Here is a 14,922-nt window from a genome sequence, read left to right as displayed (position 1 = left end):
GGTCGCGCAGGACACCGTAGGAGCGCGCCATGCGCGCGATGCCGGCGCCCTTGCAGCCTCGACCCAATCGGCGCACCCGCGTCCGACACCCGCGGCATCGCGGGCATGGCCCGCTCCTACGAAGGGCTGGCCGACTCGAGCCGCTATCCGTAGGAGCGCGCCATGCGCGCGATGCCGGCGTGGCTCGAGGGCGGAGCATGTCTTCGGAAACGGCGCCGTGACCGAAGTGCGGCTGCATGATCGGGCGGCGCGGGCATCGCGCGCATGGCGCGCTCCTACGGGGGGAGGGTGATCACCGGGGTATCGTCCATGATCCGCGGATCGCCGACGTCGCCGCCGCCGAAGCCGGCGGGCTGTGCCTCAGGCGCGAGCGGGCGATAGCCGCCGTCGTAGTCCCAGGTGGCAATGTAGAGCTTCGCCCCGGACAGGGAGGCCGGATCGCCGAGCACGCCGGCCGGCAGGGTGAAGGTGACGGTGCGGGCATCGCGGTCGACGGCGATGTCGGCGCCCGGCGTGACCGGCGTGCCCTCCTCCGCCTCATCGGCGCCTTCCCCGGAGAACAGCGCGTTCGACCAGCCGTGCGCGCGCAGCCGCCGATGCCAGCGCATGCCGTCGGGCAGCCGCGCGTGCTGCTGCGGCATCGCCGCGGCGCCGCCGTCGTGGCCGCGCAGCTGCAGGAACAGGGTGAAGGCGACATGGTCGAAGCCGTTGGCGGGATTCCAGGCATCGCCGAGGCCGCGCATCGTCAGCGCGACCCGCAGCGCGCCGCCGGCGCCCCAGACGCGCACGCGCTCGATGTCCGCCGGCCGCAGCTCGTGCCAACCCGGATCGGACGGATACACGTAGCGGCCATCGGGGCCGGCGTCGTCCCCGCGCGGATCGGCCAGGTCGGCCAGCTCTTGCCAGTCGAGATCGACGCGGAAGGTCTGCGCGGCCGACACCGCGCCGCTGGCGGGGTCGCGCGCGAGCAGGCGATGCGCGACCGCGGGATCGGTCATGCCGCCGGTGGCCACGGTCGCGCGCCAGCGGCCGTCGGCGGCGACCGGCACCGTAGCCGCGCGTGCGAGATCGCCGTCGATCACCAGCTGCACCTGGTTCGCGCCCGGCGCCGTGCCCTGCATGGTGAAGTCCTCGCGCACCGCCCCCGGCGGCAACGACTCCACGACGGGCGCCGCGGCCGGTTCCGGTACGGCCGCGGTCTCGCCGGTCACCCGCCACACCTGCCCGCTGCGCGGCGGCAGCACCCAAGTGAGACGGCCGTCGCGGCCGACCACCGCGTCGTCCGGGGTGCCGTCGAGCGCGAACAGCCCGCGCAGCACGGTACCGGCGGGCAACCCGGTGTCCAGTGCATCGAGCAGCATCGGTGCATCGGCGGTGTTGAACATCACCAGCGCGCTTTCGCCGGCGTGATCGGTGCGCCAGGCCACCGCACCGGCGCTTGCGGCGTTGTCGGCCAGCACCGTCGGCGTGCCGCGCGAGAACAGCGGATGTTCGCGGCGCAGCGCGATCGCGCGCTGCAGGTAGCGGTACAGCGGCGCCTCGCGATCGAACCGGTCGCGGCCGCCGCTGCCGTAGCCGCCGGCGAACATCGCCGCACGCTGTCCGGTGAAGCCCTGTTCGGTGCCGTAGTAGATCACCGGAATGCCGGGCAGGGTCAGCATCGCCAGCAGCGCCTGCCGCAACGCGGGCTCGCCGGCGCCGGCAAGGAAGCGGTCGACGTCGTGGTTGTCGATGAAGCTGGGCATCCGCCAGGGATCGTCGTGCAGCGCCATCATCGATTCGATGCGATGGCGCAGCTCCGACGTGGGCCGGCCGCGGGCGAACACGTCGCCGAGCGTGCCGTAGAGCGGGAAGTCGATCATCGACGGCAGCCCGCCGGGCACGCGCATGTAGGCGTCGAGCTTGCGCGCCCGGGTGTCGTCGAACGGCTTGTCGGCGCCGAAGCCTTCGCCGAACGACAGGAAATCCTCGCGCCCGGTCGCGCGCGCCACGCGCATCACGCCGGGTGCCCCGGCCTCGTCGGCATGCAGGAAATCGGGAAAGAAATCCGCCGGCACGTGGAATGCGGTATCGACGCGGAAGGCATCGACGCCGACCTCGCGGATCCAATACCCATAGCTGTCGCGCAGCGCCGTGCGCACCCGCGGATTCTCCGTATTCAGATCGTCCAGTCCGGCCAGAGCGAATTCCAGCTCCTGGCGGCGATCACCGAAGTCGGCGATGTCCGGCGTCCAGTGGTAGATCGCCTTGGCGCGCTGCGCCGGATCGCGCGGATCGTTGCGGTCGAACGGCGGCTGCGTGGGCGCGGTGCGGCCGCGCGCATCGGGGATCGGTTCGAAGTGCCGGGTCGGATCGCCCTCGTCCCAGCCCTCGCGGTAGGCGAAGAAGTTGGCGGTGTGGTTGACCACGACGTCCTGCACCAGGTACATGCCGGCGCCGTGCAGCGCGCGCGACAACGCGCGGTACTCCTCCAGGGTGCCGAAATGCGGATCGACCGCCTTGAAATCCTCGGCCCAGTACCCGTGATAACCGCCGTAGCGCGTGGCTTCGTTCCACCACTGGTGCGCGACCGGTGGCGTGATCCAGACCGCGGTGGCGCCGAGGTCGCGGATGTAGTCGAGCCGCCGCGCGACACCGCGCAGGTCGCCGCCGCTGTAGCGGGCGCTGTCCGCGGGATCGTATTCACCGGCGCCCTGGTCGTTGTTGCCGGAATCGCCGTCGTCGAAGCGGTCGATCATCACGAAGTAGATCACCTGGTCGCGCCAGTCGGGCGACGGCACGTGCAGCCCTGCAGGCTCGTCGGCCGCGGCGGAAGCGGCCAGCACCAGCCCGAGGGCGGCCAGCGCGCAGCGGCGGACGCGCGTGCGCCCCTTGCGGCATGCGGCGCGGGAACCATGGTTGGCGGCGGAAAAACCTCGCACGGGCGCTCCTAGGGTCCGGGCCGGCATCGGCAACGACACCGGTTACCGCGGCGGCGGTCGCCGTACACGGTAGAGGTTGCCGATCCTGCATCACCCATTCCCGCGGAGGCGATGAATACGTATGCAGGGAAGCGTGCGCGGTGAAAGCGGGGTCTACCATGGCCGCGACACCGAAATACCCGCCTTTCCGCCGGACAGATCCGCAAGGACGCCACGGAAGGGACGACACCACGAACCGCGATCCGCACCACCCTTAGGGAGGGGAGATGAAGCTCGAACGCAACCTGCTGAGCGTTGCACTGTCGTCGGCGATGCTGATGTTCGCCGCCAACGTGAACGCGCAAACCGCCGGCGAAGACGACACCCCGGCACCCGCCGCGCAAGGCACCCGCGCCGATGACGCGGAAGCCGTGGATCTGGACCGCGTCACCGTAACCGGCATCCGCCGCGGTATCGAGAACGCGATCGAGACCAAGCAGAGCTCGACCTCGATCGTCGAGTCGATCTCCGCCGAGGACATCGGCAAGCTGCCCGACATCAGCATCGCCGAGTCGATCGCGCGCCTGCCGGGCCTGGCGGCGCAGCGCGTCGCAGGCCGCTCGTCGACGATCAGCATCCGCGGCCTGGCCGAGAACTTCGGCACCACCCTGCTCAACGGTCGCGAGCAGGTCAGCCTGGGCCACAACCGCGGCGTCGAGTTCGACCAATATCCGTCGGAACTGATCAACGCCGTGGTCGTCTACAAGACCCCGGACGCCTCGCTGGTCGGCCAGGGCCTGTCGGGCACGGTCGACCTGCAGACGGTACGGCCGCTGTCGTTCGGCGAGCGCGTGATCACCTTCAACGCCCGCGCCGAGGAGAACTCGCTGGGCGAACTGAATCCCGGCTACGACGACCGCGGCTACCGGATCAGCGGCTCCTACATCGACCAGTTCATGGACGGGCGCCTCGGCGTGGCGGTGGGCTACGCGCGCATGGACTCGCCCGGGCAGGCCAACCGCTGGGAGTCCTGGGGCTATCCGACCGACAATGCCGGCAGCCCCGGGAATTTCCTGCTCGGCGGCAGCAAGTCGCAGGCCTCCTCGGTCGAGAACGTCCGCGACGGCCTGATGGCTGTGGTGGAGTTCAAGGCCAGCGATAACTGGACTTCGATCCTCGATGCCTACTATTCCACCTTCGACAAGTCCGAGACCCTGCGCTTCATGGAAACCGGCCTGGCCTGGGGCGCCGGCACCACGCTGAGCAACGCAGTGGTCGAGGACGGCCAGGTGGTCAGCGGCACCTTCAGCGGCGTGCGCCCTGTGCTGCGCAACGACCGCAACACCCAGGAGGACGAACTCCTGGCGGTGGGCTGGAACAATGCCTTCGAGTTCGGCGAGCGCTGGTCCGGCGTGGCCGACCTCAGCTACTCCAAGGCCGAGCGCAAGGAGATGCTGCTGGAGACCTATTCCGGGCTCGGCAGCGCCAGCAACACCCGCACCGACACCGTCGATTTTGTCATCGACCGCTCTTCCGGGTTGCCGACCTTCACCTATCGCGAGGATTACACCGACCCTTCGAATCTTGTGCTCACGGACCCGGGCGGCTGGGGCCAGGAAGGCTTCATCAAGTTCCCCGAGGTCGAGGACCGGCTGGCCTCGCTGCGCCTGGGCGCCGAACGCCGGTTCGACGCGGGGATCTTCAGCAGCGTGGAGTTCGGCGTGAACCACGCCGACCGCGAGAAGACCCGCCGCAGCGGACTGGAGGCGTTCCTGCGCCTGCCCGACGGCGAGGTGCCGATCCCGGCGGACGCGCTGACCGCGCCGGTCGACCTCGGCTTCACCGGCATTCGCGGCAGCATCGGCTACGACACCGGCGCGGTGCTGCCGCTGTACGTGATCGACGAGCACAGCCATTCGGACATCCGCAACAAGAACTGGACCGTGGAGGAGAAACTCTCCACCGCCTACGCGCAGTGGAACCTCAACACCGACGTCGGCGAGGTGGCGCTGCGCGGCAACATCGGCGTGCAGCTGGTGCATACCGACCAGAGCTCGACCGGCTTCGTGGTGCCGTTCGGCGACGCCGACGCGCCGATCCCGATGAGCGGCGGCGCGCAGTACAACGACGTGCTGCCCAGCCTGAACCTGTCGTTCGGCTTCCCGTCCGACCAGATGCTGCGCTTCGCCCTCGGCCGGCAGATGGCACGGCCGCGCATGGACGACCTGCGCGCCAACCGCAACATCAGCATCCGCACCGACCGCGATCCCAATGGCCAGTGGACCGGCGACGGCGGTAATCCCGAGCTCGAGCCCTGGCGCGCGACTGCCCTGGACGTCTCCTACGAGAAGTACTTCGGCGGCCGCGGCTACTTCTCTCTGGCGGCGTTCCACAAGGACCTGCACAGCTACATCTACAAGCGTACCGTCAACGATTACGATTTCAGCGAGTTCGATCCGCGCGGGTTCGATCCGGTCTCCGATCTCGGCGAGTTCACCACGCCCGAGAACGGCCAGGGCGGCGAGCTGTACGGTTTCGAGGCCGCGGTCTCGGTCCCGCTCGACATGCTGTGGCAGCCGCTGGACGGCTTCGGCGTGATCGCCAGCTACTCCAAGACCAAGAGCTCGATCCTGCCGGAAGGTCCCGATGGCCCGGATCGGTCGGTCCCCGGCCTGTCCGAGCACGTCTCCAACGTCACCCTCTACTACGAGCGCCAGGGCTTCTCCACCCGAGTGAGCCGGCGCAGCCGTTCGCCGTTCATCGGCGACGTGGTCGGCTTCGGCGGCGACCTGGGAACCCGCTACATCGGCGCCGAGGACATCGTCGACTTCCAGGTCGGCTACGCCTTCGCCGACGGCACCCGCCTGGAAGGGCTGTCGGTGCTGCTGCAGGTGAACAACGTCACCAACGAGGAGTACCGCGAGTTCTACTTCGACAACGGGCTGGCGCAGACGTACAACGAGTACGGCCGCCAGGTGCTTCTGGGCCTGAACTACAAGTTCTGACTGGAACGCATCGCTCGAAAGCCATTCGACACGGATAAAGCAGCGAAAACGAACAAGGAGTAGGTCCTACGTGTGGGAGCGACGGAAGTCGCGACTGCCGTCGCTCCCACAAGAGCGGTTGCGCCGGCGCGCTCTTGGCTAGCCGGCCGCCAGCCTGCCGGCAATGCGTTCGCGCAGCGTGCGCAGGTCGGCGGCGAAGGTCGCCACGCCCTCGTCCAGTTTCTCGCGCGCCATCCGGTCTTGTGCCAGCGCGGCATCGAAGGCGGCGCGGTCGATCGCAGGTGTGGCGGCCGCCTCGACGGGCCCGGGTGAAAGCCGCCGCGGCACCTCGCCATCGGCCGCGTCCAGTTCCTCCAGCAGTGCCGGCGAGATCGTCAGCCGGTCGCAGCCGGCCAGCGCCTCGATCTGCGCGGTGGAGCGGAACGACGCGCCCATCACCACCGTCTCCAGGCCGCGACGCTTGAAGTCGCGGTAGACGTCGCGCACGAAGATCACGCCCGGATCCTCGTCGATCGCGAACGCGCGCCCCTCGTGCGCCACGTACCAGTCGAGGATGCGGCCCACGAACGGCGAGATCAGGAACGCGCCGGCCTCGGCGCAGGCCAGCGCCTGGGTGCGGTTGAAGATGAGGGTGAGATTGCAGTCGACGCCCTCGCCCTGCAGGATCCGCGCGGCCTCGACGCCGGCCCAGGTCGCCGCGACCTTGATCAGGATGCGCTCCGGCCCGAGCCCGTGCTCGCGATACAGCGCGACGAACCTGCGCGCCTTGGCCACGGTGGCGGCGGTGTCGTGCGCCAGGTCGGCATCGACCTCGGTGGAGACGCGGCCGGGCACCAATCCGGCCAGCGCTGCGCCGACGCCGACCGTCAGCCGGTCCACCGCCGCCGCCGTGCGCTGCCCGGCGTCCCCGTCCTGCGACGCCGCGCGCCGCAGTTCGCCTTCGACCAGTTCGGCGTACACCGGCAGCTCCAACGCCTTGAGCACCAGGCTGGGATTGGTGGTGCAGTCGACCGGACGCAAGCGGCGCACGGCCTCGTAGTCGCCGGTATCGGCGACGATCACGCTGTGCCGGCGCAGCTGCACCAGCCGCGATTCGCCCGTTGCCGGTGCCTGCGTGTCCCGCGCCGTGGATGTCGTCGTCATCGTTCGCTCCTGTACATGCCGGCGCACAGTTTAGAGCCTGCCGATGACAGGCCCTAGCGCCGGTCGACATTCACCCCGCAGCCCATCTCTGTAGGAGGGGCATCGGTGCCAGGGCCATGGGAGGCGAATGTCGATACGCCTTAGCGCCACGCCTTGCCGCGGGCGGACGCCGCGGGCTCGTCCGCATCCGCCGCCGGAAGCAGGTCCGAGTGCTCGCCCAGCATCGGCGCCGCAAACGGTGCCGGCCCCGGCGTACGGCCGAACTTGATCGGCCGCGTGACGCCGCGGTAGCTGCCCAGCCGCGGATGCGTGATCGGTGCCACGATTTCCTCGGCCAGCACCTGCGGATGATCGAACATGTCCTCGACCCGGCGCGCCGCCGCGCACGGCACGGCATCGCCGAACACCTCTTCCCACTCCAGCGCGGTGCGCGCGGCGAGCGCCGCGTGCAGCTTCGGCACGATCTCGCCCGACAGCTGCGCGCGCTTGCGCACGGTGTCGTAGCGCGGATCTGCCGCGAGTGCATGCAGCCCGGTGCGCTCGCACAATGCCTGCCAGAAGCGCGGCGTGTTCGCCGAGATGTAGAGGTGCCCCTCGCGCGCGGGATGGATGCCGGTCACGCCGCCCGAGCGCATGTCGCGCCAGATGTCGAGCGCCTCGCCCTCGGCCCAGATCATCCGTGCCGATTGCATCGTCAGCGCGCTGCGCAGCAGCGAGACGCCGACGAACTGCCCCGCCCCGCTGCGCTCGCGTTCGTACAGCGCCGAGGCCACGCCGGCGGCGAGCAGCGCGGCGGCGTAGTAGTCCACCACCGAGCCGTACACCAGCTCGGGCGGCCCCGACGGCGGGCCTTGCAGCGTGCAGATGCCGGTCATGGTCTGCAGCACCTGGTCGTAGCCGGCCTTGTCCCGCATTGGTCCGGTCTCGCCGTAGCCGGTGACTGCACAATAGATCAGCCGCGGATTGATCACGCCCAGGCGGTCGTGATCGATGCCCAGCCGTTCCGCGACGCCGGGCCGGAAGTTGTGCACCAGCACGTCGACCTCGCGCACCAGCCGCAGCAGCACCGCCAGCTGGTCCGACGCCTTCAGGTTCAGCACCACGCCGCGCTTGCTGCGGTTCACGCCCAGGAACGCGCGGCTCTCGGCCTGCAGCGTCGACGGGTAGTTGCGCAGGTTGTCGCCGTCGGGCGGCTCGACCTTGATCACGTCCGCGCCCTGGTCGGCCAGCAGCGTGCAACCGTAGGGACCCGCGATGTACGCGCTCAGGTCCAACACCCGCACGCCGCTCAGCGGACCTGCGGGGCCGGTACGGGGAGACACGAATGGGGAAGATGTGTTCATCGAGAAAGCCGGTGTCGTGTCGTGGATGGCACTTTCAGCGCCCTCTCCCCCGCTTGCGGGGGAGAGGGAAAGCCGGCGCTCTCCCGGAGCGTCGAAATCCAGTGAGGAGAAGATTGACCCATGCCCGCATGGGAAAACAGCGGCGCCGGATATGTTCTGCTAGCACAATTTCTTGGCAACATCGAAAAAACGGCTACGCAGTTCGCAATTCCGGCGCCAGCTGCATCCAGGTCAGGCGCCAGCTGCCGTCGCGCCGGTCGCCGACCGCGTAGTACGGCGAGAACAGCAGCGGCGCCCTGCCCTCCGGCGACAGCCGGATCGCGGGTGCGGTGTCCGGCGCGGGCGCCGACAGCGTCTCGATCCACGTCTCCTCGGGCGCGGCGGGCAGCCGCAGCGTTTCCTCGACCTTGAACCCGTCGATCAGGCCGGTCGCGTAGACGAGCGGCCCGCGGGTGAGCGCGCACCAGTCGAAGCGCAGCACCTCCTGGCGTACCGGTGCGCCGTCGGGCGCGCGCGATTCCTGCACGTTGCGATGCGTCGCGCGATGCAGCACCGGCTGCAGCGGCAAGTCCAGCTCGATCTCGTCGCCTTCTGCCCATAGCCGCGACAACGTCGCGAACCCGTCCGCCGGCGGCGCGGCCGCGGCTTCTCCGTTCACCGCGATCCGCACCCGCTGTGCCCACGCCGGGATGCGCAGGCGGACGTCGAACGTGGAAGGCTGCCGCGGCGACACCCGGATCCGGATCCGGCCGTCGAAGGGGTACCGCGTGACCTGCTGCAGGCGCACCTCGCCCGCGCCGGGCACCTGCAGCACCGCCTCGGACGCGCCGTACAGGTTCACCGAGACGCCGCCCGGCAGCACGCTCCAGGCCAGCGCCGGCAGTTCCTCCAGCGCCATCGCGCCGCTGGACTTGCAGCAGCGCCAGTACGTGGTGTGCACGCGCCTGCCGTTGGGAAACACGTAGTAGCACCAGTCCTCGCCGTCCGCCGCCTGCGCGCCGAGCAGGTCGTTGTAGGCGCTGCGCTCGATCTCCTCGGCAAAGCGCGCTTCGCCGGTGATCGCGAACAGTTCGCGGTTGAGCTGGATCCACGACAGCGTCGAGCAGGTCTCGACGTAGCCGTACGGGCTGAACACGCCGGCCGGGTTGAATACCTCGCGCGAGCGGTGCGCCACGCCGCCCCAGGGGCCGCCGCCCAGGGTGAGGTGATGGTTGCGGATGTTGTCCCACATCGTTTCCACCGCGCGCAGGTAGCGCGGCTCGCCGGTGGCCCGGTGCAGCTTGGCCAGGCCGACCAGGTTCCATAGCAGCTGGTAGGCCTTGCCGGTGCCGATCTCGGACGCATCGGCGCCGGCCAGCGCCCGCGTCAGCAGCGCCAGCCGCGGATGCGCATCCGCCTGTTCCAGCACCCGCAGCGCCAGCCGCAGGTACTTCTCCTCGCCGGTGGCGAAATGCAGTTCCACCGCCGGGTCCAGCAGCACCGTGGCGGACATGCCGTGGTGGTTGCCGAGGCCGGTCATGTCGATGCCGCCGTCGGTCAGCGCGTGCAGGCACAGGTCGCCGATCCTGCACGCCGCTTCGAGATAGCGCGGGGCCGGGAAATGCCGGTGCACTTCGAGCAGGCCCAGGACCAGGTAGCTGTGGGTCCAGATGTCCCAGGTGCGCAGCGCGGGCGCGCCGTCCCAGGTCTCGGGCCCGGGCGGCTGCGGCCGCATGAAACGCCGCTCCGGCGCGTAGTTGCCGAGGTAGCCGTCGTCGTTCTGCAGCGCGACCAGGTGATCGGCGACGCGGCGCAGGTGCGACAGCAGCACCGCATCACCGGTCCGCGCCGCCGCCTTCGCCGCCGCGGAGAGCCACTTGCCGGCATGCTCGCCGTACCAGTCGCCTTCGTGGTTGCAGGCGGCGTGTGCCGGATCGAAGAGCGCGATCGCCGGGCTGGTCTCGTCGACGATGAAATGCGACAGGCGGCCGCGGTGGTTGGCCGCCAGCGCCTCGCCGAGGAGGCCGCCGAGCGCGACGTCCCGCGGCGCCGGGGCGGCAACCGCGGGCGAGAGTCGCCGGGATGCGCCACCGCTCACGCCGCATCCGCCACGCAGCGGAAGCCGACGCAACCGGAGCGGTCCTTGCACGGCGCCATCAGCAGGTACTTGCCGTGCTGGTCGAGCCGGTACGCCTGCGGGAAATACCAGTGCGAGGTCTGCGGCCGGTAGCTGCTGCCGCCGCGCAGGATCGCCGCGCGGGTGTGCGTGTCGACGTACTCGTCGGTCCACTGCCAGACGTTGCCGACCAGGTCCATCACCCCGAACGGACTGGCGCCGGCCGGATGCGCGTCGACATCGTCCGGCGGCCGCAGCGTGCGGCCGAGGTTGCAAGCCGGCACCGCGTCCTCACGCCAGTCGTCGCCCCACGGATACAGGCGGCCGTCGCCGCCCTGCGCCGCGTGCTGCCATTCCCATTCGCGCGGCAGGCGCTTGCCGGCCCAGGCCGCGTACGCGCGCGCATCCTCCAGCGCCACCCAGGTCACCGGCTTGTTCTCCCAGCCGGCGGGCGGTGCCCCGTCCTGCCAGTGGCGCAGGAAATTGTGCGCATCACGCGGGCGCCAGCCGCTGTCGGCGAGGAATGCATGGAACTGCGCGTTGGTCACCGGGTGGCGGTCGATGTGGAACGGCCGCATCCGCATGCGCCGGCGGTGGTTGCGCCGCGCGCTGCTCTCCCACGGGTACTGCACGTCGACGCCGTCCCAATGGTTGCCCTCGATCTCGATGCCGCCGACGACGAAGTCGAAGTCGCCGCCGGGGACGGTGATCATCCCTTCCGGCGCCTTGGCGGCGGGAGCGGTCGGCGCGATCGCCACCAGTTGCTGCGGCAGCGAGCGCCATTCCGTCGACAGCGACTGCAGCGGCGTCTGCGCACGTGCGCGCGCCGTGGCGAGGAAGGCCTCGAACCCCTCGACCTCGCTGCCGGCGTCCAGTGCCAGCAGCGCGCCGAATCCGCGCGCCTCGAACGCGAACGAAAGCACGGCGCGGCCGTCCTCGATTCGCGGCACCAGCTCGGCGCCGTTCCAGACGTCGTAGTAGCGGCGACCGTCGCGGTGCGGCAACGCGATCTGCTCACCGTCGACCGCGAACTCGTGCCGGTTGATCAGCGTCCACAGCGTCATGCCGTCGCCCGGGAAGCGGCTGGCGAACACCCCGGCCTGCAGCGTGGGGGTATACGGGCGCCAATCCATGCTCACCATCAGCGGCGCGAACCTGCGTTCGATCGTCGCGATCCGGCGCAACGCCTCTGCATCGCGCGGGGTGAACTGGTTCCAGATGCCCCACACGTTCTCCCAGGCGTTGCAGCCGATGCCGTTGAAGAAGATGTACTGCAGGTCGTGGCTGCGATCGCGGCCCCAGCGGTTCTCGTAGTTGATCATGTGGCGCGGTTCCAGCCACTTGAACTTGGCCACCGGCGGCACCGGACCGTCCGGCGCCTTCTTGCCCCAGCTCTGCACGTTCCAGATCAGCGCCTCCTCGGCGCTGATGGTCGATTCCGGCGCCAGCACCAGCGGATGGCCGATGGCGTCGCCGGCGTCGAAGAACGCGCGCGGCACGCCGTTGTAGGTGTCGCCGTTGACGCCGTCGGCGCCGACCGCCCTGGCCAGCGCGGCGATCGCGTCCCAGTCGCTGCGCTCCGGCGGGCGGGTACCGTTGTCCCAGGGCATGGTCGGCAGGAACACGCGCACGCCGCGGCGGTGGAAGTCCTCGACCGCGCCGCGCAGCCCCTCGCTGCCGCCGGGCAGGTCGTGGGCGAGATCGGTCTTGTTGCGGTCGTCGATGCCGATGTTGGGATAGACGAACCAGATCAGCACGCTGTCGACGCCGCCGAAGCGCGCCTCGAGATCGTCGAGGTAGCGGTCGACGGTGTAGCGCCCCGCCTCCGGATCGTAGAAATAGCGGTCCTCGACCATCATCTGCGCGTGCACGAAGTTGCACTGCGCCCACTGCAGTTCCGGCCGGCGGTAGTTGGCGTCGTCGTAGCCGATGCGGATCAGGTGCTCGCGACGCCAGTCGACCAGTTCGGCGATCCAGTCGTCGGCGCCGGACGCCGCGTCGATCATCCACAGGCCGATGTCGGTGAACGGCCAGCCCGGCGCCTTCCCCGGGGTCGGCAGATAACGGCCGGTGGTGACGTGGGAGAACTTGTGCTCGGTCCGCAGCGGACGGCGGTCGCCGTCGTCGGGCGCCATGTGGCGGGGAACGGTCGGCTCTGAAGCGGAAGTCATGGGCGCTCGGAAAAACGTTGGGGAAAGTTATCGTGCCGCCGCGCAGTACGCGGCCAGGTCATCGTACGCATCGCCCGCGGGGTCGGCGAACCCCGCCAGCAGGGCATCGACCTCATCGGCGGCGGGAACGCTGGCCTGCGCACCGTGCCGCGTGCAGGCCAGCGCCGATGCGGCGCAGGCGCGGCGCAGCGCCTCCGCCACCGGTAGCCCACGGGCGATCGCCGCCGCCAGCGTGCCGCAGAACGTATCGCCTGCGGCGGTGGTGTCCACCGCGTCGACGCGAAAGCCGGGCTGCACGTGCAGGCCGCCGTCCAGGCGTGCGCAGCATCCGCGTGCGCCCAGGGTGACGATGACCTCGGCGACGTCGATCGCGGCGAGATCCGCGGCGATGCCGCCGCGGTGGCCGGCCACCGTCGCCAGCTCGCCTTCGTTCACCACCAGCACGTCGACCGCCGTCAACAGTTCCGCCGGCAGCGCCTGCGCCGGCGCGGCGTTGAGGATCACGGTCACGCCCGCGACGCGGGCGGCGCGCGCCCAGGCGACGACGGTCGGCAGCGGGGTTTCCAGTTGCAGCAGCAGACAGCGCACGCCGTCGAGCGCCGGCAAGTGTGCAGGATGCAACCGCGCGTTGGCCCCGGGTGTCACGGTGATCGCATTCTCGCCGTCGTCGGACACGCAGACGAATGCGGTGCCGGTGGCCGCATCCCGCACGCGGACGATCTCGCAGGTCACGCCCGCCTCGCGCAGCGACGCCTCCACCGGCGCGGCGAACGCGTCCTCGCCGAGCGCCAGCAGCATGCGCGTCCGCGCGCCGCCCGCGCGCGCGCAGGCGACCGCCTGGTTGGCGCCCTTGCCGCCCGGGAACGTGGCGAAGCCGTGCCCGAGCACGGTCTCGCCGGCCGCGGGCACATGTGGCGCACGCACCGCGAAATCGAGATTGGCCGAGCCCGCGACCAGCACCACCGCATCGGGGGACACCGTCATCGCTCCAGGCTCTGGTAGACGAGGGTCTGGAACCTCCCGCCGATGCGCGGCAGGTCGTCGACCCCGTCGCGCGGCAGGTGCTGCAGCATCAGGATGGCGACCAGCCGCTCCTGCGGATCGATGGTGAAGCTGGTCGAGGCCGCGCCCGCCCAGCCGAACTGGCCGACCGAGCCGGGCCGCCCGCGCGCGGCGACGTCGAGTACCACATAGCCGCCTAGCCCGAAGCCCTCGGCGTCGCTGAACTGCGTGACCGGCGGGTCGAGCATGGTCAGGTGGTTCTGCAGCATCAGCTCGACGGTCTTGCGGCCGAGGATGCGCACGCCGTCCAGTTCGCCGCCGTCGAGCAGCATCTGGCAGAAGCGCGCGTAGTCGCCGGCAGTGGAATACAGGCCGCCGGCGCCACTCGGATATGCGTTCAATGGCGCGCCCGGGCGGACCGCGCTCGGACCGTCGTCGCGGACGAGACGGCCGTCCTCGCCCATGGTGGTGATATCGGCCACGCGGCCGCGCTGGTCGTCCGGCACGCGGAAGCCGGTATCGTGCATGCGCAGCGGCGCCAGCACCCTGGACTGCAGGAAGGCGTCGAACGGCTGCCCGCCGACCACTTCCACCAGCCGCGCCAGCACCTCCAGTGCGGCGCCGTCATAGCCGAAGCGCTTGCCCGGCTCCGCCGCCAGCGGTACCTGCGCCAGGCGCGCGACGAAACCGCGCAGGTCGGACGCGGCGTGCGGATCGGCACGCTCCAGCAGTTCCGCCGCCTCGCCGTCGCCTTCCAGCCCTGCCGGAAAACCGGCGGTATGGGTAAGCAGCATGCGGACGGTCACCGCCTCGCGCGCGGGGCGCAGTTGCGGCGCATCGGCGCTGCCGCCGACGAGCACCCGGGGCTCGGCAAGTTCCGGCAGGTAGTCCGCAACGGGATCGTCGAGCGCGATGGCGCCCTCCTCCACCAGCATCAGCACCGCGACCGAGGCGACCGTCTTGGTCATGGAATAGAGGCGGAAGATGGCGTCGCGCGGCATCGGTTCGCTGCGGGCCAGGTCGCGGTGGCCGTAGGCCCGCCAGTCGACGATGCGGCCGTCGCGAACGACCAGCGTCACCCCGCCCAGGTAGCCGCGCGGACCGGTGGCCTCGTCCATGAAGGCGTGCAGGCGGGCCAGGCGCGACGGCGAGACCCCCACCTCCGCCGGCTCGGCCGGAGGCAACGGCGACGCGGCGCCGGCCGCGAACGCCATCGCCCATGCCAGCAGGGCAACGGCGACCCGGATGTCGAATGCACTGCGG

General features: G+C 70.5%; 8 protein-coding genes. 1 reads left to right on the top strand and 7 read right to left on the bottom strand.

Annotated elements, in window-relative coordinates:
• Positions 1-275: 275 nt before the first annotated feature.
• Positions 276-2,921 carry an alpha-amylase family glycosyl hydrolase gene (locus tag AB5T46_RS03100; RefSeq protein ID WP_370562360.1) on the bottom strand — a complete coding sequence of 882 codons (2,646 nt, stop codon included), beginning with the start codon at positions 2,919-2,921 and terminating at the stop codon, positions 276-278.
• 266 nt (positions 2,922-3,187) lie between these two features.
• Between AB5T46_RS03100 and AB5T46_RS03095 the strand changes: the two genes are divergently transcribed.
• On the top strand, positions 3,188-5,905 hold the full coding sequence (locus tag AB5T46_RS03095; protein WP_370562359.1) for a TonB-dependent receptor: 2,718 nt from the start codon (positions 3,188-3,190) through the stop codon (positions 5,903-5,905).
• A 138-nt stretch (positions 5,906-6,043) separates the two neighbouring features.
• Here AB5T46_RS03095 and AB5T46_RS03090 read toward each other — a convergent pair whose 3' ends face one another.
• The 6 genes from AB5T46_RS03090 to AB5T46_RS03065 form a co-directional block, all read right to left on the bottom strand.
• Positions 6,044-7,048: a transaldolase gene (locus tag AB5T46_RS03090; protein ID WP_370562358.1), complete on the bottom strand. Its 1,005-nt coding sequence runs from the start codon at positions 7,046-7,048 to the stop codon at positions 6,044-6,046.
• Positions 7,049-7,188: 140 nt separating this feature from the next.
• A complete protein-coding gene (locus tag AB5T46_RS03085; protein ID WP_370562357.1) occupies positions 7,189-8,391 on the bottom strand; it encodes a CaiB/BaiF CoA transferase family protein in 1,203 nt (400 codons plus the stop codon).
• Positions 8,392-8,584: 193 nt separating this feature from the next.
• Positions 8,585-10,468 carry a glycoside hydrolase family 127 protein gene (locus AB5T46_RS03080; RefSeq protein ID WP_370562356.1) on the bottom strand — a complete coding sequence of 628 codons (1,884 nt, stop codon included), beginning with the start codon at positions 10,466-10,468 and terminating at the stop codon, positions 8,585-8,587.
• Positions 10,465-12,657 carry a formylglycine-generating enzyme family protein gene (locus AB5T46_RS03075; RefSeq protein WP_370562355.1) on the bottom strand — a complete coding sequence of 731 codons (2,193 nt, stop codon included), beginning with the start codon at positions 12,655-12,657 and terminating at the stop codon, positions 10,465-10,467. The genes AB5T46_RS03080 and AB5T46_RS03075 overlap by 4 nt, the downstream gene beginning before the upstream one ends.
• A 27-nt stretch (positions 12,658-12,684) precedes the next feature.
• Positions 12,685-13,635, bottom strand: coding sequence for a ribokinase (locus AB5T46_RS03070; protein ID WP_370562354.1), 951 nt, complete (start codon positions 13,633-13,635; stop codon positions 12,685-12,687).
• A 2-nt stretch (positions 13,636-13,637) separates the two neighbouring features.
• Positions 13,638-14,873 carry a serine hydrolase domain-containing protein gene (locus tag AB5T46_RS03065; protein WP_370562353.1) on the bottom strand — a complete coding sequence of 412 codons (1,236 nt, stop codon included), beginning with the start codon at positions 14,871-14,873 and terminating at the stop codon, positions 13,638-13,640.
• Positions 14,874-14,922: the final 49 nt, after the last annotated feature.

The organism is Luteimonas salinilitoris (assembly GCF_041300785.1).
Classification (GTDB): Bacteria; Pseudomonadota; Gammaproteobacteria; order Xanthomonadales; family Xanthomonadaceae; genus Luteimonas; species Luteimonas salinilitoris.
This window is presented reverse-complemented; position numbering and strand designations above follow the sequence as displayed.